This is a genomic window from Bradyrhizobium sp. 6(2017) (assembly GCF_011058295.2).
In the GTDB taxonomy this organism is placed as follows: Bacteria; Pseudomonadota; Alphaproteobacteria; order Rhizobiales; family Xanthobacteraceae; genus Bradyrhizobium; species Bradyrhizobium septentrionale.
Window position 1 is genome coordinate 1,573,219 of record NZ_CP049289.2, and the last position, 24,546, is coordinate 1,597,764.

Genomic DNA, 24,546 nt, shown 5'->3' on the forward strand with positions numbered 1-24,546 from the left:
GTCTTCAGGCGAGCTGACTTCCGTAATGACCCATACCGCCGTGGCAGGCGTCGTGTGCAACGTCACGCTCTCGGCTCTTGCAACAATAGGGTCATGCGGGGCGGCTCCTCGTCGAGGTGATAGGAACGGGCCCGAACCACGACCTCGCTGTCTGCCAGATTGTGGTGCTCGATACCCCGGCGCAGTTCGTGCCAATCACGGACGCGGAATGTCTCCACCCAGTGTGTCGAGTCGCTGACGTCACGCGACAGTGCCCAACCCACCGCACCGGCCCGATATCGGGACAGCCGGACGTCGGCCATGGCGGCGCGAAATGCCGTAGCGTTGGCCGGATCGATGCGGTAGCTGATCGCGAGCACCACCCGATGCCGGGCGCTGTACAAGAGCGGCAACATCTCCTCCGCGATCGACAGGGTGCGGGGAACCGCCAAGGCCGGAGCTGACGGATCGCCGATTTCAGCCGGGAGTTCTACCGCTCGCGTCAGGAGTGCGATAAGGCAGCCTCCCAGGCCCGCAGCGAGGATTGTTCCTGTGAGGCCCGCGTGCTCGCCGAGCAAGCCCCAAAGCAGCGCGCCCAGGCCCATGGCGCCGTTGTACATCGCTTGATAGAGGGCGAGCACGCGAGCGCGCACCCACGGCGCCGCCGCCAACTGCACCGTCGCCTGCAAGTTCGAAGCGCCGATAATCCAGCCGAGGCCGAACACCAGCAGCGCCGGATACGCAGTCATTTTGCTGGGAATGAGGGCGAGGGGAATCAAAGCCACGCTGCATGCCGCGCCGGCGAGCGCGATCAGGTTGTTGCGCGAGATCAACTTGCGCAACAGGGGCACGATGAGCCCGCCCAGCACCGCGCCGGCGCCAATGACCCCCATCATCACTCCGAAGGACGCGGAGGAAAGCCCGAGCACCTGACGAACGTACAACGGCAGCAGCGCCCAGATCGCGCTAGCGCAGCCGAAGAACGCCGCTGAGCGGACCAGCGTGTTCCACACAACCGGCTCGGCCAGCGCATAGGCGAGGCCGACACGCATCGCCGAGCCGAATTGCTCGGGCGGGACATCACTCGACGTCTGTATACGCGGAAAGGTCAGCAAAATGCCGACGACCAGCGCAACGAAGGCGAAGGAAGCCGCGTTGGCCGCGAATGCGACCGTCGAACCGGCAATTGTCAGGATCAGCCCGCCCACCGCAGGGCCGACGGCGCGCGCGATATTGAACCCGACCGAGTTGAGGACCAGCGCCTGCGTCAATACCTGACGTGGCACCGTCAGCGGCACGGAAGCAGACCATGCTGGATTGTTCAACCCAGCACCTACCGCCAAGAGGGCTGTCAGCGCCAGGAGGATGGTGGCATCAAGGCGACTCAGCGCCGCGACGATTGCCAGCGCAGTGGCCGCCACCAACATCAGCAAGTTCGTCAGGATCAGGTGGCGTCTGCGGTCCATCAGGTCAGCGAGCGCTCCGGCGGGCAGCGCAAGCAGAAACACCGGGAGCTGCGCGGCTGCCTGGACCAGGCTGACCATCATCGGGCTTGGCGTCAGGTCCGTCATGATCCACGCGCTGGCCGTGTTCTGGATCCAGGTCCCCAGAGCAGACACAGTGTTGGCCAGCCACAGCCAGCAAAACGCATGGCTTGCGAATGGTGCCCAGGCAGAATGCGCCGTGTCAGGACCGGGGCCCTGCGGGGTCTGCTGTTCGTGCTGAGAAGTCATCTTTCGATGATACCAACCCGGTTTACGACGGTTGTCCCACATCTACCGCTGGCGTGGATCCACGTGGATCAAAGCCAGCGTCAGCTTCTGCCCCGCCGCGGACGAAGACCGACACTGCTTCTTTGACGATCTCAAAGCCGCTGGCAGTCAATTCCTTGAGAATGCTCCTCGCCAAATGCGAGCATTCTTCGGGGTTGATCCAGGTCGCTTCCCGAAACGCCTTCCAGTTGTCTTAGCGTTCACGGTCTCCGGCTTTGGCTTGAGTCCCTCTTAGCCCTTCTCGGACCTCATAGCGCAGTCACCCTTGGCTCAATTTGAGCCGTGCCGGTCCCGGCTTTGTGCGCCACGGGCGAATGGTTCTTGTTGATTTAGATCAATCATGCCCCAGCCGTCGCTCGTGTTGTTAAGGCAACGAGGATTGGCCATGGCTCGACATGACAGGGTTTTTGTCGTCTGGGTCGCCGGGACGTTTCTTCTGGCACTCGGCGCGATTTATATTTTACTTTTCAGCATGTGAGAGCCGTAGAAATACGGAGCCGCAAATCGATAGCTCCCTCGTCAAATCGCGCGGGTTCCTTTAGTGGCAATCTGGTATCAATTTACAAAGTTCTCTCAAAGCTTGTGGCGAGGCCGCCCCGCGATGGTTTTTAGTTGCGTCGGCTTGATTGTTAAATTCATCGCCGTCGTGGGCGTCACGCTTTCGATTTCGGTCGCCAGGGCCTCGGTGACTCCGAAGCGGGTCATCGTCCTTCAGTCAAATGGGCAGGATTTTAAGCCGTGGAGCGACTACGTCAGGACATTCCGACAGGAGCTTGAGCAGCAATCATCATTACCGATGGTGATACAGCATTTTCCGGTCGCGCTTGGCCCAGGTGGCGAAGGTGCTGAGAGGCAGCTCTCCGCCTATCTCGATAGGCTTTTCTCTGGCGGTACGCCCGACCTCTTGGTTGCTTTTGGCGCGCCTGCCGCTGCCTTCCTGCAACGACACCGAACGGAATTATTCCCCACCGTACCCGCGCTGCTCGCGGCAATCGACGAAAGACGCGTCCAGCAAATGCGCCTCACCGGGAACGATGCGGTGGTGGCGGTTTGGATTGATATTCCGTCCCTTTTCGAAAATATCGTTCGCGTCTTGCCCGAGACGAAAAACGTCGCTGTCGTTATCGGAAACTCATCCAACGAGGGATTCTGGGTTGACGAGATACGGAGCCGCCTCCAACCCATGAAGGAGCGTATCAATCTTCTCTTTTGGAACGAACTGTCGTTCGAGGAGATTCTGAAGCGCGCAGCGGTGCTTCCGAAGGACAGCGCGATTTTCTGGATCCAGCCGCAAGTCGATGTGACAGGGGCAACTCACGATGGCGAGCAGGCACTCAAGCGGCTTCATGCTGTGGCAAATGCCCCAATCTTTTCTCACGACGACGCCTTTTTCGGTGACGCAATCGTAGGCGGACGGATGACTTCTGTTTTGCAGGGATCTCGCGCCGCGGCGGCGGTCGCTGTCAAAATACTTGGCGGAGAGAAAGCGGGAGAAATCAAGACCCCTGCATTGCTGTACGAGGCGGCCAAATACGATTGGCGCGAACTAAAGCGATGGGGCATTCCTGAGGGAAGGCTGCCGGAAGGCAGTAAAGTTCTTTTTCGTCAACCATCGGCTTGGGAACTCTATCGATGGCAGGTTCTTGCGGTTTGCTCCGCCCTACTAATTCAGACGACTCTGATCTTCCGCTTGCTCTTTGAGAAACGCGGACGTGTGCTTGCCGAAGTTCAAGCGCGGCAACGCTCATCGGAGTTGGCTCACATCAATCGCTTCTCGATGGCCGGTGAGCTCACCGCGACGATCGCGCACGAACTCAACCAACCGCTCGGCGCTATTCTAACCAATGTAGAAACTGCGGAACTGATCGTTAAGTCTCCGGTGATCGATCCAAAACAGATCGGCGAGATTCTCGCTGACATTCGCCGGGACGACATGCGCGCCGCCGATGTTATTGGTCGGTTGCGAACTCTAATCAAGAGAACTCCCTTTGAGTTGAAAGATGTTGATCTCAACGACACTGCCCGGGAAACCGTTCAGTTTCTTTCAGCCCTAGCGGTTGGGCGGGAAGTTGAGTTGATAAGTCTAGTTGCGCCGATGCCCCTCTCCGTCCAGGGTGATCCAATCCAGCTCCAACAGGTCGTCCTGAACCTGATCGTCAACGCTATGGATGCGATGTCAGGTATGCCCAGCACCGAAAGGCGTATCAAAGTGTCAACGTCACGCGATGGCAGTTCTGCCTGTCTCTCCGTATCTGACGTCGGTCCGGGCATTCCCGCTGATCAGCTCAAGCAGGTGTTTGAACCATTTTTCACGACAAAGCCGAAAGGCATGGGCATGGGCCTTTCGATCGCGAGAACTATCGTCGAAACTCACAGCGGACAGATATCTGCTGAAAATCTGGCCGGGCGGGGCGCAGCTTTTCATATAACACTACCACTTGCGAAACAGCCGAAATGACCTCAATTGGCCCTTTGCTGACTTTCACTTAGGCATCCCTCGATGTCTGTTTTAGAGGGCAACCCGAACCTAGCTATCCCCGCATGCGCGTACCAGATCTATGAATACAGGCCCTTAGTTCTCTGCGAGCATTGTTATTGAGCAGAACTAATTTTGTTGGCGGATCGACTGTCTTTTACGCGATCTCAATCAGCATGCGGACCCGCTGGCGTTCTACGCCGGCTCTCTCGTGGCCGAGAGTCTAGAAGATCCGGGAGCGGTGACACTTGGGGATGCGGCTCGGTGGCTGGTAGCTGGCATATTCGTCAGATCGCAGAATATCTGCTTTTGACCCAAACCACTCATCATGAACGACGCGAAACGTTCCGTCATTGACCTGCCCGCGCGGTGCCGTTTTGAGTCGGGTTGGGTTGGAGTGCATTGCAATGACCAACCACCGAACGACGGTAGGCGCACATGCCTATGCGAACTTCTTCAGTACCGCGCTGAAGCGAACGCTGCGCTTGCCGACAAGCGCAGTCGCTTCCGCGATCGCGCCTTCGTCGGTATAGGTGCCAGAAAAGCCGATGCCGACCTCATAGCCGCCGAACAGCGGCCGCTCGCCCACGATTGGTGTGTGCTCGTGATTGACGAGCTCGCCCTTCCACCGTCCGTTCGCGCTGGTGTAGGCGCCGATGTAATCGAAGAACGCGTCGCCACCGTGGATCCGGCCGTCGTGCAGCATCATGACGCCGGTATTTCCGCCATCGATACCATCAAGCATCCGAATGTGAATGGAATAGAGGCCGTTGCTGATGCCGCCTTGTCCGACTGGCGTGATGGGCGGTGCGGCCTCCTCGCTGATGGGGGTCATCAACGCGTAGAAGGCAACGCCAGGCAATTGCGGCGCGCCACCTTCAAAATAATATTGCTCGCCCTGCTGCCGACCCTTGAGCGTCAGCGTGACGACGTCAGTCTTCAACAAGGGCTGGAAATTCGGATCGTTATTGTGGCGCAACGTCAACATTTCAGCCAATACCTCGCCGCCAGTAGACTCCTTGAAGGTCCCGACGAATGCGAAGGCCGAACTGCCGCCCATCATCTTGCCGTCATAGAAATAGAGGACGCCACGGCGGGAACCGTGCACCGTATGCATCTCGACCTTGTAAAGTCCCTTCAGCATTTCCGCTCCGGCCAAAATCCTTGCTTGCGGGCTGTTCTCTCCGCCACGCCATAAGACCGATTTCATCGCGCTTGGGGCTGAGCTTCAACACGGCCTGGCGCTTCCGTCACGTCGATGGAAGTTACCCCCGCGCAGTGATATAGGCGATAAGGGAATATCGCTTGTTGAGGTAGATCAAACAAGAAATGTCACGATGTCCGCTTAGGGTCCAAACTCGGAAGTCGGAACGCGCAACCGTAACGTCCGCTTCACCCCGAAAACCTGCCGCAGCGTGGCCGGCCACATCAGGCGGCTGAGGATCGGCGAGATTGTGTGACTCAGAACATCGCCGAATCCGGGTATCGCCGGCCCGGTTATCGCCATGATCGCGTCGGTCCGCGCCGTCGGGAAATAGTATCCCGACGCCAGTATGAGGGCTTCCACCATCGAAGGGTGCTTGCTTGCCAAGGCAACTGCAACGGAAGCCCCCCAGGAATGTCCGAGCACGATCGCCTTATCGACGCCCAGGTGCGCAAGCGCGTCCCTGAACAGATCAGCCTGGGCCGCGGGGGTCCATACGACATTTCTGGGCCTCAGGCTGTAGCCGAAGCCCGGGCGATCGAACACGATAACCCGATAGTGCTTGGCGGCGAGATCGATGAGACCACTTGTCTCAAAATCCTGGATCATGCTGCCATTGCCATGAAGCAGGACCAGTGGCCGGCCGGAGCCGCGTTCGACATAGTGCAGGCGGACACCGTCGATTTCGATGAAGCGTCCTTGTGGCGGATGATCGCGTTGCGCCTTGTCGGCAAGTCGCTGATTGACGACCGCAGCAGCAGCCATCAAGCCGATCGTGGCGACAACGGTGGACGCGATCGGATATTCCTTCAGAGCACGAAAGGTGCTTGTTGCCAGCGATGGCGAACGTTTTTTCAGTATGCGCATGTGATACTTCCGCTGGACGGAGCCAGCTGTTCGAGACGGGGAGGGCGTCGCCGGATTAACGTCCTGGTCTGATCACGACCTTGATGATGCCGGCTTGTCGCGGAGTTTCATGTGCATCCCGGAGGCGTTTCGAGGCCGGCCGGATGGGGCACCCACAAAGCTGGGTTCGATTTGGCCCTCAACGATCTCGCAGCCAACAACGTTGCGGCCTTGAACTCATCGAGGACAGTTCCGGCGGCGCCACGGCGGCCATGTCGTGCAGACGCAACAGGAGGCGCAACGATATGTTCCTAGCACTGCGAAGAGATGCGGCACGGCGGGATTAGGAACGAACCTCGCAAGGCCCGATCGGGATTCCGTAGACGATTTGGTCTGAGCAACGGGAGACGGCCGTGCGCAAGCTTGTAGTTTTGATGTTACTTGCGGCCGGCGCGGGTGTGCTAGATGGCGCGGGACCTGCGGATGCCCAGGAATATCGCTGGTGTCTTCAGGGAAAGCAGACCGGTTATCCGGGCGACTGCAACTATCAGACGCGGGCACAATGCATGGCATCGGCGTCCGGCCGCGATGCCGGATGTGGCATCAATCCGGGTGCGGCTTTCGCGCGCCAACGTCGGCCTCACTGATGCTCGACCGGACTTAGCCAAAGCTCCCATGCCGCGGGCTGGCACTGCTCGGCAGCGATATCGAGCCTTCTCTGAGCACAACGGAAGGCTCGCCGCGGCTCTTCCTACGCTTGCTGTTTGCGCAAGCTAACGGTCGAGCCCATCCCTTTGAACGCGGGGACTAAATGTCATGGATCGAGACAAGAGCGGACGTATCGTTGAGACTTCACTCGCGCGTTAGGGCGAACTCGGTCCCAGCATGTTGATGCTGCTGGCCGTAAGCCTGGCGCTTACAGGCCTCATCACGGCGGGCACGTGGTTGATATTTTTCGGAGCTTGATCGCAGGCAAGCAGCTCGGCGATGGAGGAACTAAAGCGCCGACGCGGGCTTGGCTCATTCCTCACACTTTGGAGACAAGCATGAAACGCCCGTTCCTTTTCGTTTGCATTTCTTTATTGGCGGCTGCCACGGCATTGCCGGCCTCAGCGCAAAATCCGCCGGCGCAGTCCGGACCGAACAACAACGCGGTCAACAGTGCCGGTCAGAACAACTCCGACGCTCCTGTCGCGGGTCACAACAGTTTCACCGAAGGACAAGCCAAATCGAAGATCGAGGATGCTGGCTACGCCAACGTCACCGAACTGAAGAAGGACGACAACGGCGTTTGGCGCGGCCAGGCCAGCAAAGCCGGATCGGCCACTGCGGTAAGCATCGACTTTCAAGGCAACGTCAATTCGGCCAAGTAGTTCGGCCAAGAAGGATACAAAATGACCATTACGATTTCTCGTCTTTACGACAAATACAATGACGCCCAGCAGGCTGTTCGACGCCTCGAGGCTGCCGGCCTGCCGCATTCGGACATCAGCATCGTTGCCAACAATTCGGATAGCTGGTTCAGCGTCGACAAGAAGGTGGATCGTGACCGCGATGGTGTCGACGATCGCGCCGAAGGTGCTGGCAAGGGAGCTGGCATTGGTGCGGGCCTGGGTGGCGCCGCCGGTCTTCTTGCCGGCCTCGGCTTGCTCGCGATCCCTGGTCTTGGGCCCGTTGTCGCAGCCGGCTGGCTGGCCGCGACTGCGGTTGGTGCCGCCGCGGGAGCAGCTACGGGCGGAATTGTCGGAGCGCTCACGGAGGCCGGCGTTTCAAAAGCGGACGCGGGCACCTACGCGGAAGGAGTCCGTCGCGGAGGTACGCTCGTGTCGGCGCGCGTAGCGGACGCGGAGCGGTCTCGTCTTGAGACAATTCTCGACGAGTCCTCCGTGAACATGCGCGATCGTAGTGCAGCTTGGCAGAAAGCCGGTTGGACATCGTTCGATCCGGCCAGCCAGCCGTATGGCGCGGAAGAGATTCGCGAGGAGCGGCGGCGTTACGGTGGGGCAGTTCGCTAAGAACATTGCGGCGGCTTGCAAAGAAAGCAAGCCGCTGCGTTCGTTGCCGCGTCGCGCGAAGCCAGTTTAACAACCACAACGAGTTGCGCGATACCCAAATCGCTATCGGTTGGCCCCATGAGCTTGCAGCCTATCAAGCAGGTCCAATGCTTTGGTGCGCGCAACGCACGACGGCACTATCTAAAAAGAGCAATCCAGGGCAGTTGCTGGCGCTGCCAAGATTGTGCGACGCACGTCCCTGCGGATCCAGCGTCAAACGCAAAAGCGCTAGCTTGGCCAGGAGGTCACCTGTTCAGTGGATAGAATCGATCCTACAGTTCATTTCGCGCAGATACGATAATCCGTGCACGGTCAATCGGTGTTGATCCCTCTCGCCTTCGATATAGAGTTTCATCAGAAACCGTGAAAGCTGTTCACGGGCTCCCTTCGTCTCGCAACGGTCGACGAGCACGCCGTATATCGTTAGCGTACGATCAACGGGAAGAATATTCATTGGATCAACTCATAGGATGGTTTCTGCCTGAGTAAGCAAAGTTCGTCGCTTATTGTTCCCAAAGCAATGCCAGCTCATCGTGTGATTCAGCAAGTGCGTGTTCGGCCCTGCTAGGAACGAGTAAGCTAGCCTTTTGTTGCTGCTTGAGAGCGTTCCGGGCCGCGGCACGCCACCTCTCTTCGAAGGACCGCGTCATATGACGGACGAAAGTAACAAAAACCCCAATGAGAAGGAGGCCGGCGAAAATCCGGTTGGCAAGTATCATTTCAATCCCGGTAACATGGCAGGGAAGAAGCCTGGAGATAAGGAGCAGACAGCCGAGAACCGAGGCGAGCCGAAAGCCAAGGAAAGGCCCGCCGAGTAAGCGGCTAATTCTTGCTTCCCATATATTTGAATGCGACACCGTTTGCTTCTAACCAAGCCTCTACAGCGTCGAAGCTCGCAAACACGACAACGTTAGTCTTTGTCACCTAAGTCTCTGCCGGTGTTGATACAGATCCAAACGTTTTTCATATTCGCAGATCTTCCCGCACGCCGCGAACAAAATCGGTGCCGCACTTACTCTCCGCGGATTTGGTGCGGTACTCGATCTCGGCCAACTCCTCCGGCTCCACCCAGATCGCTTTGTGGGCGATGCGCTTCGGATAGGACTGCGTCTTGTCCGTCGCACGAGCGAATTAAGAGAAAGCCTCTATCGTTGGACGAGCGCCACCTACTCCCCCGGACTCGGGCGAGGTGATTGATTTCGCCAAGGGCGTGTCTGGCTGATTTAGATGGTAAAAAGAAGTGAGCGGATATGATTAAGACCGCAATGGGATGGCTGGAATTACCGCACTGGCTTATCATCGCGGGAGCCACGCTAGTAGTGGTCGGCCTGATTGGCCTTGTGGTCAGCCGCAAGCGTCGGGCTAAAGTCCCAGACGAACCAGCCAGCGAGCCGCGTCCCAAATTGTCACCGCTGCCAGATCTTCCTGGCACCCGGCCACGAGAAAGCCGGCGTAGAGCGCCAGCGGAGCCTTCGGCTGATTGAGAATTCGTAGGCGATGGGCAACAAGAGCGATACGGCAATCAAGGCCGTGGTGAATTTCCGAGCCGGTGCTCAGGATGGTCAGCTTGCGCCCGCCTCCCTCGGCCTCCTTCAGAATGTAGCCGCCTCTGGCGGACTTGTTCTCGCTGCCGGGGCTCGCGCCGGAGCAGAGGCATCGGCTGGCGGGACAGGGCGAGCAGGGCGGTCTGGCGGGGCGTGTTCAGGATAGATGAGAAGACATCTGCTGCGATGTGTCTCTAGGCTTGGTCTGATTTCCGCTTTACCTGCACGGTCACCTTGAACGAATTGGTGCAGGGATTTCCCTTTCTGCGACCCTTAGGACTTCCCTCATGTCCTCCGCAATAATAGGTGTGCTCACCGTCAGATGAGAACATTGCGACATGCTGTAGGTCGAGGCCGCCTTGCTGGCATCTGGAATTCAGGCATTTCACAAATCTTGGTATCGTCGATTTGGTATAGGTTGATTCGTTTTGAGTGTCGTAGCTGCGGCTACGGCTAGGCCAATCCAGGTCCGTGCGCTGACATTGGCGAGTCCTGCGCGGTGTGGAGATGAAAAATCGGTGCTGTTCATTTAAACGCCTAAAAGAACGGGCGTACTGTACCGCAACCTAAGCGGGCGGGAAAGCGGTGCCCGGAGGGTTTTCACTCGAGAACTTCGTATTCGAACGCCATACCCTCGGGATCGTTCTCCTCGAACCATTTCTCAGCGGCCTCGATTGTCGCGAAGACCTTGATGTGATCCTCGTCGCCGACTTTCTTGGCAGCGTCCGTGTAGATCCAGACAGTTTTCATCGCATCAACCCAAACAATTCCTTGACCTCGCTCAACCGAAGCTTGGTGCCGGCCGGCATGTGCTGCAACAGCATATGTCGGGTGCCGACCGCGATCAGATCGCGTCGGATGTCGTCCCGTTCCGAGTGATAGGCCTTCATTTCCGCTGCGAACTGAAAAGCGGTTTCCGGCGTGATCTCGAGCGGCTTTCGGATGGGCATGGTCTAAGCTTACGCACAACAACGCCGCCAAGCTTAAAATTGCTGCTGGCGGCGTTGGGTCTAGCCCCAGGGAAGATGCGCAAAATCCCCGACATGTGAGGAGTGAGCACAAAGCGTGCCATGGTTCATGGCTCAAACGGATTACTTCCGCGGGAGTATTTCTGGGCGTCTTTATGCGAACAGGCTCGCGACCAAATTGAATGGGGGGCAGCGTTTTTCTATTGAAAGAGGCCGCCAACTGAGGCGGCCGGAGAGGCTTCAAATGCAGCCGAAGATCAAAGAGCGAATCTGTCCGGCCTGCAATGGAACGGGCTTTCCGCCGGTTGAGCCTCCTGCTCAGGCGGGGCACAAAATCTATCCGGTCAAATGCAAGACCTGCAATGGCAAGGGCAAGATCACGGAAGACAACTACCCGGGCGATTCCGGGACAACACTGAGGCGGCCCGGACAAAGTTACGCCGCCCGCTTGAAATAAATACGGACGGTGTTCCTCCAGCCCTCATGTCGGCGCTCGCAAACCCGGCGACCGCAGCCAGTCGCTCAACTGTGAACCGGTTTCGGCCAGACGAGCCTTGCGGATTAGGCGCTGGCGCTCGATGCCTGGGGGAGTTCCTCGGGCCTCCTTGCGGAGCCGCTCTGCCTGGATGTCAAGACGCTGTTCAAGTGATTGAGTGTGTGTGTGATGTCGATTCAAGGACATGGCGCACTCCATTCCGTTAGAGGAAGGCGGGAGCGCGATCGGGCGTTCTCATCACCGATATAAGCCACGGGTTGGGGCGGTGATGGACTTACTGTGTGCCTGTCTGGAGGGAAGAGATGCTTATTTCAGACCTATTCTCGCAACTCGCGGAACGAATTGCGACCTATCGAAACTTATAATGCCTAGAACAGTGAATAGGCTTCAGTAGTCCTACCGAGAACGCCGCCTAAACCTACGGCTGCGCGAACAGGTCGTTCCCAGCCTGCAATATCCTCACGTAGGTCCCGCTCTCGTGATATTCGAGCCAGCCCTTGTCTATTGCGTATCGTAAGCCCGCCCAGAATTCGGGAGGCGAGGCTTTGTCGAGGTAAAGCAGGGGCCAGCTGACCTTCTCAATGTAAATTCTGCGGTCCTGAATAGGTTCGAATTCTCGAGCACGCTGCAGGATCCGGCGGGCAGCTTTCTCAGGATCTGCCCAAGGGCGCTGGTCCTTTATTTTCGTCATCGTTGACCGCTCCAATCCATCGTGTTGACGGAGGGTGCGTGGCGGCAATCTTGTTGATCGGCAACGGCACCGAGCGGCATCAAATTCCGAACGAATGCCTCATCTAAACCGTCGCTCAGATTTTCGGCGCAACACCGGCCCGGTCAAATACTGGCGTTTTCTCGATATCGCTTGAGCGACTCCCCGAAGGCGTATCTTCGGCGGCGTGCCGAAGCGACTCGGTGCTAGCGTCGAGTCCGTCGACGGTTTCGTTTGCCTGACTGCCGGAGTCGTGCGGGTGGACAGGAACCTGCCCGGCGCCGGAACCAGTAACGGCATCTATTGTGCTCGACCGAGGTGGCGTCTGATTTTTTCGTGTCATAGGAATCTCCCTGACGAGTCAACTGTTTTCGCTCGGTGCTGGTTCCGTCAGCAATTCCCGGCTCATCGACTTCTTCAGGAGGTGTTCAAAAAGGGACAGCGGCGGGGTTTCGGACGCCCCATACTCGAATCAGCACCGCGCGCATTTCTCCGCTGTGTGTAGGTTCACAAGAGCATCGCAGACGAGGTGCTATTCTATATTCGTGAAGTTTATTGCGGGCGTTGAAATTGCTGACGGAGTTTACGATGAATTACATGGCACCGATACAGGCTAGGTTCCTCGTCCGGAGAGGAAGCATTGACTGGATGGTCTATGATCGAGAGCTCAAGGGGCCGGCGCACCTAAAGGATTACCGCTTGGCCGAGAAGCTGACGAAGGAACAAGCCGAGCAGATCAAGCAGCGGCTGGCGACTTGGAACTCTCAGCCCACTTGAACTAGTCAGAGACTCACGGCTTGACCGACGCCCTGGGCCGGAAGCATCACCGATGCGCTAGCTCTCGTGGGTTGCGATCCTCGCCAGCGAGCGCTGTAATTGCCCGCATGAAAGACTACCCCACCAAGATCACGTTCGGCGAAATGCGCGAAACGGGCGCCACGCGCATCATTGTCTTTTGCAAAGACTATCGGTGCTCTCACAACGTCCAAATGGACGCAGCGCGATGGCCAGACGAGTGGTGCGTCTGTCCGATCTCGAGCCGCGGTTCACATGCACGGTCTGTGGCAAGCGAGGCTCGATCATTCGTTCGGTAGACGTGCCGCCCAGGATAGGCACTGGCAGCTGACAGGATGGCAGCTTTTTTCGCCAAAGATTCACATATGATATTAGCGGAACCGCAGATCATTTGGATGATCCGAACAACGGGGCACGTAATTTTCATTTCCTATTTTTCCAGCCCTAGTAACGGCCCGCTGGTCTCGGTGAGCAGCGGCTCGGCGATCCGGATTGGCCCCAGCATTGCTCTCCAAGGGTGCTGGGGCCGCTTTCTATTGCTGACACGTTCAGACAGGAACGAAGCGCGCTCGGCGCCGGTTAATGCGCGTTCAATGCCGCCCGCTTCATCCGGCATTGGATAGCAAATCGCGCTAACTTGGCTCCGGCTTGTTCCCCCTCGCTGGGACCGTTTCTTTGAGCAAAACGGAATCGGCTTGGAGGATCATCCTGCAACATTGGGAACGCCCTCCAGATCTGTCCGTTGATGATTCGGACTTGTTGGAGGAGAACCCGCCATGCAAGACAATTACGAGATCTATCGCGATGCGGAGCTTTGGCTAGCTGCTTTCGTCAGCTGCGGGCCAGCGATTCTGATCGCCGCCATGATGATAGCATCGCTTATTCAGCCGCAGTTCCCGGGCTGACATATGAACCAGTCCGCGAAGTGGTGAGTAACAGGCAATGTGAAGATGGTGGCAGGAGCAACTGTTTTGCTGGCGCTGTTGCTCATGGGTTTTATTTTTAGCGCGATATAGCTGCGTGACGATTGCCTTGACCGATGGATGGTGGATGGACGGCAGTGTGTCGTCCGGCAACGTCGTCGCCAAGGCTCTCACGCCCCCAGCAGCTCCCGCGCCCGTCCGTTTTCCGGATCGAATAGCGCAGGTCAGCCCTGACTAATCCCCATGCCGGACTTCCCGAGAAGAGAGGTAAGTTGCCAGCCGCAGCGGGGTGCATCACGCCAATGTCCAGTTCGCCTGCACCGAGCTACCGGGCTTACTTCGTCGGGACGCACGGCCACATGATTGGTCGTGAGGACCTGATCTGCGGCAGCGATGCGGAAGCCATCGCGCTGGCAACCAAGTTTACAGACAAGCACGCGGTGGAAGTCTGGGACGGGGACCGCCTCGTGACCAAACTCGCACGTCAGAAACCTTCTAAATGAACAATTTGCGTCCTACTTCGTATACGGAGAATGCTCAGGGATGAGAAAGACAACCGCCTGGGATTGGAGCGCGAGCTCGAAAGGGCGAAACGGCTTGCCGCGGTCACGACGGATCGCACGACCTATGAGCGGATACGCGATTTTGCCGAGGACATCAGGCAAAGGCTTCAGCGGTTAGTGTCCCGGCGAGGTGAACAAGACGAGATACGCGCCCGCGCGCGTCAGCTTTGGCAAGAGGCGGGCCGGCCAGCCGGCCGCGACTTAGATTTTTGGCTGCAAGCCGAGCGCGACCTCGCGGACGATGAGAAGATCGAACGGTGACGGCGGTAGAGCGTTGGACCGTTTACTGCTTCTCTCCGGGTGGGCAGACGTCGCTGGGTGGCGGTGCAGCCGGAGATGGTGGCGGAGCAACGGGCGCGGCTTCCGAGGCGGCGCAGTCACCCGCCCAGAGCTTGGTGCCTCTGACCGTTCCAACCAGTTTGCAACCCATTGGGGTTTGCGGCCTGACATGAATGGGCGGCCTTTTTGCCGCTTTCGGTGGAGCAGCTTGAGCAAAGGCGCTAGTCGCAAAGAGCAGCGCGACAAGTCCGATTAGCGGCTTCATGGTCCACCCTCACTTGCCCTTGGCCTTTAGCGTCAACTCAACCAGGCGCCTGATCGCCTCGGCACGCGATGGCAGGTCAGCCTGCTTCCTGCGCCAATTGCTCGTCTGATCGATTTCCTCGATCGGAGTGAGGAGTACGTCCAATCGGAGCGAGAGCCAGACGACGATGAGCCGTGGCTTGGCTGGCCTGATGGGCGGCCCGGGGCCGGCGCGGGCGGCAGCGGCGACGACCGCGAGCTCGGCGGCGCCGACGACGAGGACGGCGGCGACACCGAGCCAAGCCTCGGCGGTCTTAACAACCACAACCAAACGAGACGGGCGGCCGTGTCCGCCAGTGCACCTGCGAATCGCCTTGGCGCAAAAGCAAATCCCTGCGCTTCGGGAGAAGGCGCTGGGACTTCAGGTGACTGAACGAACCTTGGTAGGATCGATGCACTCACCGGCCTCTCCAACTCCCCTCAACTAGATTTGTCTGCGCAAACGGCCTGGTCTAACCGGGCGGCTTGCGGCCTCACGGGGGAACGCTCAATGGTGGGCACCTATCGAAGAGGCGGCCCCACGACTTTCATGTGGTGCATTGCCATCAGCTTTTGGTTCGTTTCGGCATCGACACCCTGCCGCTCGGCGAACATCTTTTCGAATCCACCGGGCGTCACGCCGAACAGCAATACACCGGGCTCCGTCCCGACGTTCTGAAACGTGTGCGGAGTGTGATGAGGAATGAAGACAAAGGCGCCGGCGGGGGCGCTCACAATGCGTTCGCCCAGTTTAAAGTTGAACTGACCGCTCACAACGTAACAAAACTCAGCTTCCATTTCGTGCAGGTGTGTAGGGGGGCCGCTCTTGGGTGCGATGGTTTGACGAAAAAAGCCGAGTTGCCCCCCAGTTTTATCAGCCGTTGCCAATAGTTCGGTGAAATCTCCCTCTCGGCCTTGCTGTCCGCTGTAGCGGGTTGTTTCGCCGGGCAGCACGATGAATGCCTCGTCACCCGCGGAGACTTGAGTTGAGGGCAGAACAACAGTGGCAATAAGGGAGTAAAGAAGGCCGAAACGCGCTTTGAAGAATTTGGCGTGCATGGCAACCTCACCTGGATACGTGACGGTGTACGAACGCGACCAGAACGCTCCCACGGAGCGATCCTCTAGTTCATTAAGCACAACCTTATTTGCACTGAGCCACTGTTTACACTCAGTGCGCGGTCCGTGCGACATTTTATGCACTAAGTGGCAACGGTGTTGTCCTAATTGCTGATCTCGCTAAGCGGATCGGCGCACTTCGAAGGCTCTCCGGCGACATGATCGGCTCACTACTAGTTCGCGCAAACGGGCTGGTTTGACCGGACCGATTTTGCGATCCCAAGGCGCGCCTGGCAATCACCTGGGCAGATTCAGAACGGGAATATCGCGTTGTCCATCATCGTCTTGCTCAAGGCATTGGCCGGGGCCTCAGAACAGAGCTTCAAGGCCGTGCTTAATGAAACTGGTTCGCTGTCCATTGCGGCGCTTGACGATAGGCGTGCTACCTTCTTCCGGGAGCGGGCTTTCCTGCCGCAAGCTCTGCTCGGCCAGCTGCTGCAGATCTATCAGGATGCCGGTAACGATGCCGCATCGCCTTTGGCGCAATTCGTCAGCAAGCTGCTGGGGCTTGATCGACTGGACGCTCTGGAAGCTGGACTGAAGCCGCTGGCGGATGTCCGCAACGTACGCAAGATCGTGGATGGCTGGGTAATTGCGGAGAACGACAAAGTCCGGTTCGACCGACTTCTCTCCGACGAGCGCAAAGCGCGCGGGGAGTTGAATGATCAAGTCCTGACCAGACTAAGCGAACTTGCGACGCTTGCTCCGAACTTCAGCTCTCCGCTGAGGTGCGGGAGGATACGCTAGACGACGTGGAGGCAACCCTGTCGGAGGGCGATGATTCCGACGCACTCGCGCGCCTGACAGATCAGCAGCGGAGGCTTGCCTCGATCCGACGAGAAATCGACGCGGCGCAGAGGGCTCTGTCCATCGCTTTTGCCACTCCGGTTGGTTCGGTGAATGCCGCCGGAGCGTTTGCACGCTGGGAGGCCGAATACGGCCCGCGCGTCAGATCCGTTCGCGTTCGTGTTGAGGCCTTTCTACCCAAAGTCTCGTTGCCAAGTGACCCGGAGCGGTTCGCCGAGGCGGCATTGACACGTCTGCGCATCGAGCAGAAAGAGTTGTCTGATCGCGCATCACAAGCGCGAGCTGACATAGCGCAGCACGCTTCAGCGCAGGATGAGCGCGATGTTGCCTTGCGCCAGCGCGAGACAATAGATCGGGAAGTCGCTCGCTTGCCCAGTACTGCAGGCAGCCTCGGGCGGCACTGGCGGAACTGACTTCGTTTATTATCAGTGACGTTTGTCCGGTATGCGATCGAGATTTCGGCGAACTAGGTGCAGGTTCGCTGAGCGACCATGTCCACGGCAAGGTAAGGACATTATCTGCTTCGGCGGAGCGACTACTAACCTTGGGTCGGACTCGCGGCGAACTCCAGGTCACCGTAGAACGTCTGGAGCGCGAAATCGAAGCGATCGCCGCGCGAAGGCTCAATGAAGAAGTTCTGGCCGACCTGGACCGGCGAGCGGGGTTGGCAGAAACGTTAATTGCCGAACTCCAAGACCTGCTCGAGGCGTTGCGCGAAGGCGCGCGATTGCGTGCCGCGGACGTCGCGGTGCGACGCGCCGTGACCGAAACACAGTCGCACAACATCTCGCTTGCCGCCGCGCGCGACACGCTGAGTGACTTTGCCCGCTCAATCGGAGCGTCTGTGCTTGATGAGGGCGAGTCATTCGAAGCCGCCGTGATGCGGTTGGACGGATTGTTGGCGGCTGATGCGTCGCGCCTTGAGGAACGGCCTTCCACGCGGCGCAATGGCGCTGATCACATCGCCACAATCCGCTCGGCGATTGCACGCCGCAAGGAAGCAGATGAGCGGATCGCGACAGACTTCGCGTCTTGGCAACGGACCAACCGGGCCCTGGAGCGAGCCCAAGTTCTTCGCGATCAGGGTAACGCTATACGCAATGCCGTCGACAAGGTTCGCTCTGCGATTGGTTCCTCCGCAGGAACGGAACCAAATAAGGGATTGCCGCTTTTGCTATTTGAATTGTTCTGGAGAAGATGCGAATGCGCTACTTCGATAAGCTTCGTAAGGGATCGCGGCTGCACCGCGCTACAATCGTCGATGATCGTACATTCTCAATACGGCCCGCCGGAAATGGTTTGAACGACCTAGGTGCTTTCCAGCGCGTGGCTCAAGACACTGTCCACCACGAAGGCGAAGACGGATATCGGATACCGCTCAAAAATATTACAGGCTCAATCTACGATCTCCTGGTCATTAAGCGGGATAGACGACTGAAAGTAGTTCCGAATTCGCTTCGGAACATAACCAGCGACCCCAGCGCCGGACGTTAGTCACAGCGCCAAGGATCGCTACTCCCAGGGGCTGAGGAGCGACTGGAAGCTGGAAACCCGACTCTTGCCGTATCTGTTCGCTCCTACGAACAAGAGCTACCCCTCAGAGGTAAGAAACGATTGCGCGCCTGCGCAGTATTCTACTTGTCAGGATTTTGCACTTTACATCCTGGGGCTAGAGCCAACGCCGACCGCAGGTATTTTAAGCGGTCGGCGCTGCGCTGTTTGGATTCGCGGATTTCACCCAAATGCGCATCTCTGCCGCACGCCCATACCCAAAAGCTGCACCCCGCTCAAAATCACATCATGAGATGGGACTATTCTTTGGGAACGATATGAAGCAGCAAACCTTGCTTACTCGTAGCTGGAAATATCGCATGAGTTGATCCAATGACCATTCTTCCTGTTGATCGCGCGCTAAGCATATGCGGCGTGCTCGCCGACCGTGGCGAGATGAAGGGAGCCCGTGAACAGCTTTCCCGGCATCTGATGAAACTGTACAGCGCAGGCGAGAGAGACCAGCACCAATTGACAGTGCACGGACTATCGTACCTGCAGGATTTGGACCGAAGGATCGATTACAGCAATTGAACAGGGAGCCTGCTGGCCGAGACTACTAGCGCTTTTTCAGCGCTTGACGCTGCATCTGCAGGGAATTGCGCAGCATAACCCTTGCGATCGCAGCGCGGGCGGCATCTGCCCTGGCCTTAAGTTTTTTCGGTAGCGGCGTCCGGTGTTCGCCGGCCGTTGGCGTCATAGCCATCTGGGTGGGCGCTGTCGAGCTATGCTCGATATGCTGCACGCTCATTGGACCAGTCGATGGTGATTTAGGTATCGGCATAAAGGACCTCTGCCATTGAGTTCGTTCAATAACTCCGGAGCCCAGAGGGCGACTCCGGAACCCTTCACCTCAGCGATTGAAGTTCTGAGGATCGCAGCCACTCGCTCATGTGCGAGCCGGTTTCAGCCTGTTGTCGGGCCTTCTTCAAAATGACTTCCCGGTCAGCCCCAAGTGCGAGCACTTCAGCCTGCAGGCGAAGGCGTTGAGCCTCATCAGCTAGACGTTCTTCTAACGACTGAGATTGCTTGGAACGACGCCGTTGCATTGGCGCGCTCCTTTCCGTTTTCTAGGAAGGCGGGAGCGCGGTGACAGCGATCTCATCACCGGTATAGGCCACGGGTCGGGCGGTGATGGAACATCAATGTCCCAGCAACTCAATTGTTCCTAAAGCTAGCGCATCGGTGACGCTTCCGGCCCAAGTCGTCGGTCAAGCCGTGGCAGCGCAAAATCGCATAAATAAGCGCCAGCACCGTTTCCAGTGCTGGTGCTGGAAGTTCCGCGGGCGTTGTAGCATTCGCCCCGTGCGGCCCTTTTGCAAAGCCCGCCTTCGCAGGGCAATGCACTAATGGTCTATTGGTGGATCGCGGCATTAGTTGAAACTCGCAGCCATCGCGCTGCGTACTTCTCCGATGGCCCATGATCGCGAAATTCAGGAACTTCAGACCAAGCTCGCTATGTGCCAGCGGCTGGTAGAAAAATGTCCCTGACGGCCCTATGACTAAGAACCTTCGCGGCCTTGAGAGCGAGCTTCGCCGGCAACTTAGCGATTTGATTTCCGCGTCACACATGTAGTTGGGAATAGACTGCCGCGCGGGCTCGGACATCACGCACATACGGCAACAAATTTCTCAGCCACTCGTCAGGCCGGGGTCAGTTCTCGAGCTTAGAGAAATTGGTACGCCATGCCGGCAAGCGCTACCCGAATTATAGGGCGCGGCATGAATTGTGCTGATGATTGGCTGCCGGGGAGTTTCAATGTCCCGGTTCAGGAATAAACGGTCATCTGGTGTGTATTTTTGAGACCGGCGGCCCGCCATTCGGGAGGTATCGTTGCGTTGCACGTCGCTTCGACAGACCAGGTTCCTCGTTCGCCAAGGAAGCACCGGCTGGATGGTTTACGATCGAGAGCGCAAAGGGGCGGCTCAGTTAGAGGACTATAGCTTGGCCGAAAAGCTGACGAAGGAAGAGGCCGAACTAGTAAAGGGGTTTCTGACAGCGGCCCTCCCTCAGCCCCAGTCCGAAAGCGCGTAATTCGGGCCGCTCTACACTGGGGGCCATTCGCAAAGGATTGGGAGATTGTGATGGAGCCGGCTGCCCCAGCCCGACTGGCTGGGGGCCATAGGCGGCCGAACCGGGGCAACGCCTCGCTGGACGGCGGGCCAGTCGGGCGCTTCCCTACGGTACGCCGCGTATCGGGCTATTCAACGGAGAACCTTAGCGAAAAGCGGCGGGTGCAACGCCAAATGGTCCTGTTGCCGGCATCGGTTCACTCACCTTATGATTGCGACCGGGTTTACGCGCTGGCGAGGAGAGTTGCCGAACCGCGATTCCGTCACCTAGCGGAGAGCGCTCTCAGGAGAAGGTTGAGGTAATGAGCCCAATCGGAATGGTCGAGCATCTAGATGGAGGGACGGGCAGCGACTGGCCAAATCTCGGTCGATACCGAGACAGCAATGCTGCGATAACGGCGCCGCTGCGTGCGGTGTTCATCGGGGATTCTCTGACCGAGGCATGGCCTGACGTCGATCCCGACTTGTTCTCGAACGGGATCGTCGGGCGAGGTATCGCCGGGCAGACCACGCCTCAGATATTGCTACGTTTCATGGCAGACGTCGTCGCACTTCGGCCCAAGGTGGTTCACATTCTGTGTGGCTGCAATGACATCGCTGGCAATACCGGCCCGATGACCTTCCGCGACTATCAGAACAACGTGCTGGCAATGCTGACACTTGCCGATGCGCATGGCCTGCGTGTGATCCTCGGCAACTATGTCGATTACGACCAGTTCGCATGGGCGCCAGAAGTCGATCCCAAACCTTGGACCCGGCGCATGAACGCCTGGATAGAGGATACTGCAAGAATGCGGGGGTATGCCTTCGCCGACTATCGAACTGCATTCGGAACGATCGATGACGCCAGAAAGGCGGCGATCATGCCTGACGGTGTCCATCCCAATGTCGCGGGTTATGCTTTGATGCGGCCTGTCGCGCTCCAAGTACTGGACCAAGCCTTCGAACAGGCCGGCGCATAGCGGCGACAATGCCCAGCCAATCTATATCTCGCTGGAAGTCGCTTGCCCAAAAAACGGCCCCAGCGAGGGGACACAGGCTGGGGCCTAGTTTAGACTTTGAAACGTCGGGCGAGCGTGATGCGCCCCTAGCGGCAACCACGCGAATGAACCGCATCAGCATGGTACCGGGCACGGTTGCTGAGACAACCCAGATGACGCGCATGGCCCTATTCCATCTACTCGGTGGCAGCCCCGTGAATAAAAAGGCGCCCAGTCTCAGATCATGGCGCCGTTAGCCTGGTCGCGCGCGTCTACGGGCCGAGCAAAGCGGCAATGACTGGCGCCTGGAAATTACCGCCGCTGGCGCCGGAAAAGTGATGATCTGAGATTGAGAACCGTTTCCTGCCAAGACCGCTAATGGCCCAAAGCTGACGTCGTCGCAAAGCCCACCATGTCCGTCTTTGACCCAAAGTGGACTTCCGGCCCGCCACTACTTTTTGATTGTCTAATGTCAGAATTCATTCTCATAAGACGGCGGGTGCTGGTCTGTTTTCATCGTGAGTGGCCGGTCTTGGGTGGCCCAGTTTGTTCTGGCTTTGGCCGATTCATTAACTTTTCTGAAAGTGAGCAAAAAGGAACAGCAAGGGAGCTTCTAAGGCCTCAAGTTGTCATCATCACCGCACGGCTTTCGGCATTCATCGGTGATGAGAACGCCATCACGCGCTCCCGCCCTTCCTATAATGGAATGGAGCAGCCCCGATGCAGCGGCGGCGTATCAAACAGGCCATACCCCTCGAAGCACGCCTGACCCAAGAAGCCGCGCGCCTGCGGCAAGCAGCGAAAGGCACTCCACTCGGGATCGAACGAGAGAGAATGATCCGCCAGGCACGGCAGGCTGAGACCGCCTCTCACATCAGCGAGTGGCTTTCCTCGCCGGGATCGCGTGCGCCGACGTAAGCGGCACTGATCAGACAACCGTCGCGCCACGCGCTTATTCGCCAGTGAAAGAGTCTACACGATGCAGGGCAGCGATCAGTGGACCGAGTTAGTTTCATGCCCGAACTGTGGAATGACAGGGGCTGCCCGTCTTTCGAAGGCCAAAAAGGGAGCCTTTGATTTTAGGGTGGAGGCCATTCCTGCGGGCTTTAAAATGAGTCGCTTGGAATTCTGTAACACCTTCTTCTGTGGGGCATGCGATCAACCGGCGCATTCCCACAAAACAAAGCAATAAGGCCACCCCAGTTGGCGGCCTTTTCACTTATTCTTGCGATGCCATTTCGCCTCTTGGCACTCTTCGGACCTGCGGGAGCGGTCTGATGATGTCGGCTCATCGGTATCACCCGGACCTCGCAACTGCGCGCACAAGTCCGAAAATGCATCTGTCGAGCAACGTAGTTAGCGGGGCGGGTCAGTAGTTTGGTGGAACCAATAGACCCACCCCTGTACTCGCGCCGTCACTTCATTCCTTGCAAGTCTTATCAGCCATCAAGGCTGCTTGTGCTGACGCCTGTGTCGGATGTGCCGTACCGATGGCCTTCATGTTGCCGCCAGCGGCAGGCTGGGCATTGACAACGTGACACTTCATCGTCGCGGCATCTTGAGCCACGTAGAACGAGGAAGCGCCTGATGGTGGCGCTTGACCGGTAGTTTTGTCTTGCTGCGCGAATGAAGGCGCAGTGAATGCGATAACAGCAACCGTCGCCAAAAGAACTTTCGTCATGGTGTCTACCTCCTGGTTAGAGACAGGGGGCAAATAGAGCCAGGCGATAAGAGGTTCCTGCGATACTGGATTTATTTCATATGCGAGTTGGAGTTGCTTTCGTGCGGCTTCGGTTAGCTTTTCCGATGTGAGCAATATTGACCAGCCCCGCATTGACGTATTGGGCTAGACTGGGTCCATCGCCGTCCGAATAGGCAGTTATCGGCGACAGAGAGATCGGTAATGCTCCCGCCTAATACAGGGAAGGCATGATGTCATCTGTCCAGCCAAATCCGCTATACAGCCGCGCGGAGATCGGAATTCTTCCGTGCTCCAGGTGTGGCAAGCCTATGCGGTTGGCTTGCATCGAACCTGCTCAACCCGGTCATGAAGTCCGCACCTTCCAGTGCCCGGAATGCAAGACGACTGGAAGTTTTGCAGTTGCGATCTAGCCGCCACTCTAGTCGGTGTTTGAGACCAGTTGTGTCCGGCTCGCCTGCTGACCGTTCCATCAGCTTATCGGCAGCCGGGTGCTCCCATCCTGGCTGCGAAAAGCTTCCATTGTGCGGCACTTTTACTTCGAACGTCGGAGGCTGAATGGTAAGCTAGGTGTCCCACCGCGCGGGACGAAACGGGACATGCCAGAAAATACCAACCACGCAATATTCGATCCTAAGGAGTTTCTCGCCAAGGTAGGCGAAGGGAAGACCATCCTCGCATTTCGCAAGGATGAGATCGTCTTTGCGCAGGGCGACGTGGCAGATACGGTTTTCTATATCCAGAAAGGTCGGGTCAAGGTTGTTGTCATATCCGAGCAAGGCAAGGAAGCCGTGGTCGGCATTTTGGAGCCCGGCCAGTTCTTTGGCGAAGGCTGCATGAACGGCCATTCGCTGCGTATCGCGACGACGACAGCGATGGAGGAATGCCTGGTGACCGCGATAACGAAGACCGCCATGGTCGCGGCATTGCACGATGAACCCAAATTTTCCGAATTGTTCATGGCCTATCTGCTGACCCGCAACAGCCGGATTGAAGAGGACCTGATCGACCAGCTCTTCAACTCCAGTGAAAAGCGGTTGGCGCGCCTGCTGCTCCTGCTGGCGAATTTCGGCAAGGAGGGCAGCCCTCAACCGATCAGTCCAAATATCAGCCAGGAGACATTGGCCGAAATGATTGGAACGACGCGATCCCGCGTCAGCTTCTTCATGAACAGATTCCGCAAGCTCGGCTTCATCAGCTACAACGGAAAAATCGAGGTCAACAGTTCATTGCTGAACGCGGTCTTGTACGACAAGCCCGAGATCAAGCGCGAATTGTAAAACGATAAAACTGCGCCTCAAGCGTCGCGGGCCAACGCCAACCGCCGCGTCGTTAGGGGCGACTAAACTCTTCAGAGCCAATTGCATAGACGCGCCGGCATCGCTCCGGCCCTTCCTGTATCTGGACAAGGGCACACCTGCTGAACA

General features: G+C 57.9%; 25 protein-coding genes and 2 pseudogenes. 16 read left to right on the forward strand and 11 right to left on the reverse strand.

Annotated elements, in window-relative coordinates; all coding sequences use genetic code 11:
* Window positions 1-62: 62 nt before the first annotated feature.
* The gene (locus G6P99_RS07270) at window positions 63-1,754 is read right to left on the reverse strand and encodes an MFS transporter (RefSeq protein ID WP_165127658.1); all 1,692 of its coding nucleotides are present in this window, start codon (window positions 1,752-1,754) and stop codon (window positions 63-65) included.
* A 538-nt stretch (window positions 1,755-2,292) separates the two neighbouring features.
* Between G6P99_RS07270 and G6P99_RS07275 the strand changes: the two genes are divergently transcribed.
* Complete coding sequence (locus tag G6P99_RS07275) at window positions 2,293-4,209, forward strand: sensor histidine kinase (RefSeq protein WP_246709465.1); 1,917 nt, start codon at window positions 2,293-2,295, stop codon at window positions 4,207-4,209.
* A gap of 460 nt (window positions 4,210-4,669) precedes the next feature.
* On the opposite strand, the gene G6P99_RS07280 is transcribed toward G6P99_RS07275, so the two are convergent.
* Window positions 4,670-5,290, reverse strand: a complete 621-nt coding sequence (locus G6P99_RS07280) for a hypothetical protein (RefSeq protein WP_246709466.1) — start codon at window positions 5,288-5,290, stop codon at window positions 4,670-4,672.
* A 327-nt stretch (window positions 5,291-5,617) separates the two neighbouring features.
* Window positions 5,618-6,298 (reverse strand): annotated as a pseudogene (locus G6P99_RS07285) (alpha/beta fold hydrolase); the annotation flags it as partial.
* Between the two features lie 413 nt (window positions 6,299-6,711).
* On the opposite strand from G6P99_RS07285, the gene G6P99_RS07290 reads away from it, so the two are divergent.
* The 4 genes from G6P99_RS07290 (at window position 6,712) to G6P99_RS07305 (ending at window position 9,149) form a co-directional block, all read left to right on the forward strand.
* Window positions 6,712-6,924, forward strand: coding sequence for a DUF3551 domain-containing protein (locus tag G6P99_RS07290; RefSeq protein ID WP_084518854.1), 213 nt, complete (start codon window positions 6,712-6,714; stop codon window positions 6,922-6,924).
* Window positions 6,925-7,323: 399 nt separating this feature from the next.
* On the forward strand, window positions 7,324-7,650 hold the full coding sequence (locus G6P99_RS07295; RefSeq protein ID WP_165127662.1) for a hypothetical protein: 327 nt from the start codon (window positions 7,324-7,326) through the stop codon (window positions 7,648-7,650).
* Between the two features lie 21 nt (window positions 7,651-7,671).
* Window positions 7,672-8,292, forward strand: coding sequence for a general stress protein (locus tag G6P99_RS07300; RefSeq protein WP_029084846.1), 621 nt, complete (start codon window positions 7,672-7,674; stop codon window positions 8,290-8,292).
* Window positions 8,293-8,981: 689 nt separating this feature from the next.
* Window positions 8,982-9,149, forward strand: coding sequence for a hypothetical protein (locus tag G6P99_RS07305; RefSeq protein ID WP_165127664.1), 168 nt, complete (start codon window positions 8,982-8,984; stop codon window positions 9,147-9,149).
* Window positions 9,150-9,294: 145 nt separating this feature from the next.
* Here the strand turns inward: G6P99_RS07305 and G6P99_RS07310 are convergent.
* The 3 genes and pseudogenes from G6P99_RS07310 to G6P99_RS07320 form a co-directional block, all read right to left on the reverse strand.
* Window positions 9,295-9,444: pseudogene (locus G6P99_RS07310) on the reverse strand (DNA ligase); the annotation flags it as partial.
* Between the two features lie 1,031 nt (window positions 9,445-10,475).
* Window positions 10,476-10,625: a hypothetical protein gene (locus tag G6P99_RS07315; RefSeq protein ID WP_165127666.1), complete on the reverse strand. Its 150-nt coding sequence runs from the start codon at window positions 10,623-10,625 to the stop codon at window positions 10,476-10,478.
* Window positions 10,622-10,825, reverse strand: a complete 204-nt coding sequence (locus G6P99_RS07320; RefSeq protein ID WP_035978278.1) for a hypothetical protein — start codon at window positions 10,823-10,825, stop codon at window positions 10,622-10,624. Before G6P99_RS07320 ends, G6P99_RS07315 begins: the two co-directional genes overlap by 4 nt.
* Window positions 10,826-11,087: 262 nt before the next feature.
* On the opposite strand from G6P99_RS07320, the gene G6P99_RS07325 reads away from it, so the two are divergent.
* Window positions 11,088-11,300 carry a hypothetical protein gene (locus G6P99_RS07325; protein ID WP_156929047.1) on the forward strand — a complete coding sequence of 71 codons (213 nt, stop codon included), beginning with the start codon at window positions 11,088-11,090 and terminating at the stop codon, window positions 11,298-11,300.
* Window positions 11,301-11,757: 457 nt separating this feature from the next.
* Here G6P99_RS07325 and G6P99_RS07330 read toward each other — a convergent pair whose 3' ends face one another.
* A complete protein-coding gene (locus G6P99_RS07330) occupies window positions 11,758-12,030 on the reverse strand; it encodes a hypothetical protein (protein ID WP_029084844.1) in 273 nt (90 codons plus the stop codon).
* A gap of 606 nt (window positions 12,031-12,636) precedes the next feature.
* On the opposite strand from G6P99_RS07330, the gene G6P99_RS07335 reads away from it, so the two are divergent.
* From G6P99_RS07335 to G6P99_RS07350, 4 genes are all read left to right on the forward strand, one after another.
* Window positions 12,637-12,825: a hypothetical protein gene (locus G6P99_RS07335; RefSeq protein ID WP_051346785.1), complete on the forward strand. Its 189-nt coding sequence runs from the start codon at window positions 12,637-12,639 to the stop codon at window positions 12,823-12,825.
* A 794-nt stretch (window positions 12,826-13,619) separates the two neighbouring features.
* Entirely contained in the window at window positions 13,620-13,748 is a 129-nt protein-coding gene (locus G6P99_RS07340; protein ID WP_256375215.1) for a hypothetical protein, read from the forward strand.
* Between the two features lie 320 nt (window positions 13,749-14,068).
* Window positions 14,069-14,269, forward strand: coding sequence for a hypothetical protein (locus G6P99_RS07345; RefSeq protein ID WP_029084842.1), 201 nt, complete (start codon window positions 14,069-14,071; stop codon window positions 14,267-14,269).
* A 30-nt stretch (window positions 14,270-14,299) separates the two neighbouring features.
* Window positions 14,300-14,590, forward strand: coding sequence for a DUF2934 domain-containing protein (locus G6P99_RS07350; RefSeq protein ID WP_029084841.1), 291 nt, complete (start codon window positions 14,300-14,302; stop codon window positions 14,588-14,590).
* Between the two features lie 292 nt (window positions 14,591-14,882).
* Here G6P99_RS07350 and G6P99_RS07355 read toward each other — a convergent pair whose 3' ends face one another.
* Window positions 14,883-15,176, reverse strand: coding sequence for a hypothetical protein (locus G6P99_RS07355; RefSeq protein ID WP_156929046.1), 294 nt, complete (start codon window positions 15,174-15,176; stop codon window positions 14,883-14,885).
* Window positions 15,177-15,412: 236 nt separating this feature from the next.
* Window positions 15,413-15,949: a cupin domain-containing protein gene (locus tag G6P99_RS07360; protein ID WP_051346784.1), complete on the reverse strand. Its 537-nt coding sequence runs from the start codon at window positions 15,947-15,949 to the stop codon at window positions 15,413-15,415.
* A gap of 330 nt (window positions 15,950-16,279) precedes the next feature.
* Between G6P99_RS07360 and G6P99_RS07365 the strand changes: the two genes are divergently transcribed.
* From G6P99_RS07365 to G6P99_RS07380, 4 genes are all read left to right on the forward strand, one after another.
* Window positions 16,280-16,756, forward strand: a complete 477-nt coding sequence (locus tag G6P99_RS07365) for a hypothetical protein (RefSeq protein ID WP_165127668.1) — start codon at window positions 16,280-16,282, stop codon at window positions 16,754-16,756.
* 5 nt (window positions 16,757-16,761) lie between these two features.
* Window positions 16,762-17,229, forward strand: a complete 468-nt coding sequence (locus G6P99_RS07370) for a hypothetical protein (RefSeq protein WP_165127670.1) — start codon at window positions 16,762-16,764, stop codon at window positions 17,227-17,229.
* A 131-nt stretch (window positions 17,230-17,360) separates the two neighbouring features.
* Window positions 17,361-18,119, forward strand: a complete 759-nt coding sequence (locus tag G6P99_RS07375; protein ID WP_165127672.1) for a hypothetical protein — start codon at window positions 17,361-17,363, stop codon at window positions 18,117-18,119.
* Window positions 18,120-18,700: 581 nt separating this feature from the next.
* Entirely contained in the window at window positions 18,701-18,901 is a 201-nt protein-coding gene (locus G6P99_RS07380; protein WP_029085073.1) for a hypothetical protein, read from the forward strand.
* A gap of 25 nt (window positions 18,902-18,926) precedes the next feature.
* Here G6P99_RS07380 and G6P99_RS07385 read toward each other — a convergent pair whose 3' ends face one another.
* Window positions 18,927-19,118 carry a hypothetical protein gene (locus G6P99_RS07385; protein ID WP_029085072.1) on the reverse strand — a complete coding sequence of 64 codons (192 nt, stop codon included), beginning with the start codon at window positions 19,116-19,118 and terminating at the stop codon, window positions 18,927-18,929.
* Window positions 19,119-20,757: 1,639 nt separating this feature from the next.
* On the opposite strand from G6P99_RS07385, the gene G6P99_RS07390 reads away from it, so the two are divergent.
* The gene (locus G6P99_RS07390) at window positions 20,758-21,402 is read left to right on the forward strand and encodes a GDSL-type esterase/lipase family protein (protein WP_165127674.1); all 645 of its coding nucleotides are present in this window, start codon (window positions 20,758-20,760) and stop codon (window positions 21,400-21,402) included.
* A gap of 1,438 nt (window positions 21,403-22,840) precedes the next feature.
* Here the strand turns inward: G6P99_RS07390 and G6P99_RS07395 are convergent.
* Window positions 22,841-23,101: a hypothetical protein gene (locus tag G6P99_RS07395; protein ID WP_084518832.1), complete on the reverse strand. Its 261-nt coding sequence runs from the start codon at window positions 23,099-23,101 to the stop codon at window positions 22,841-22,843.
* Window positions 23,102-23,718: 617 nt separating this feature from the next.
* Between G6P99_RS07395 and G6P99_RS07400 the strand changes: the two genes are divergently transcribed.
* Window positions 23,719-24,399 carry a Crp/Fnr family transcriptional regulator gene (locus G6P99_RS07400; protein WP_165127676.1) on the forward strand — a complete coding sequence of 227 codons (681 nt, stop codon included), beginning with the start codon at window positions 23,719-23,721 and terminating at the stop codon, window positions 24,397-24,399.
* Window positions 24,400-24,546: the final 147 nt, after the last annotated feature.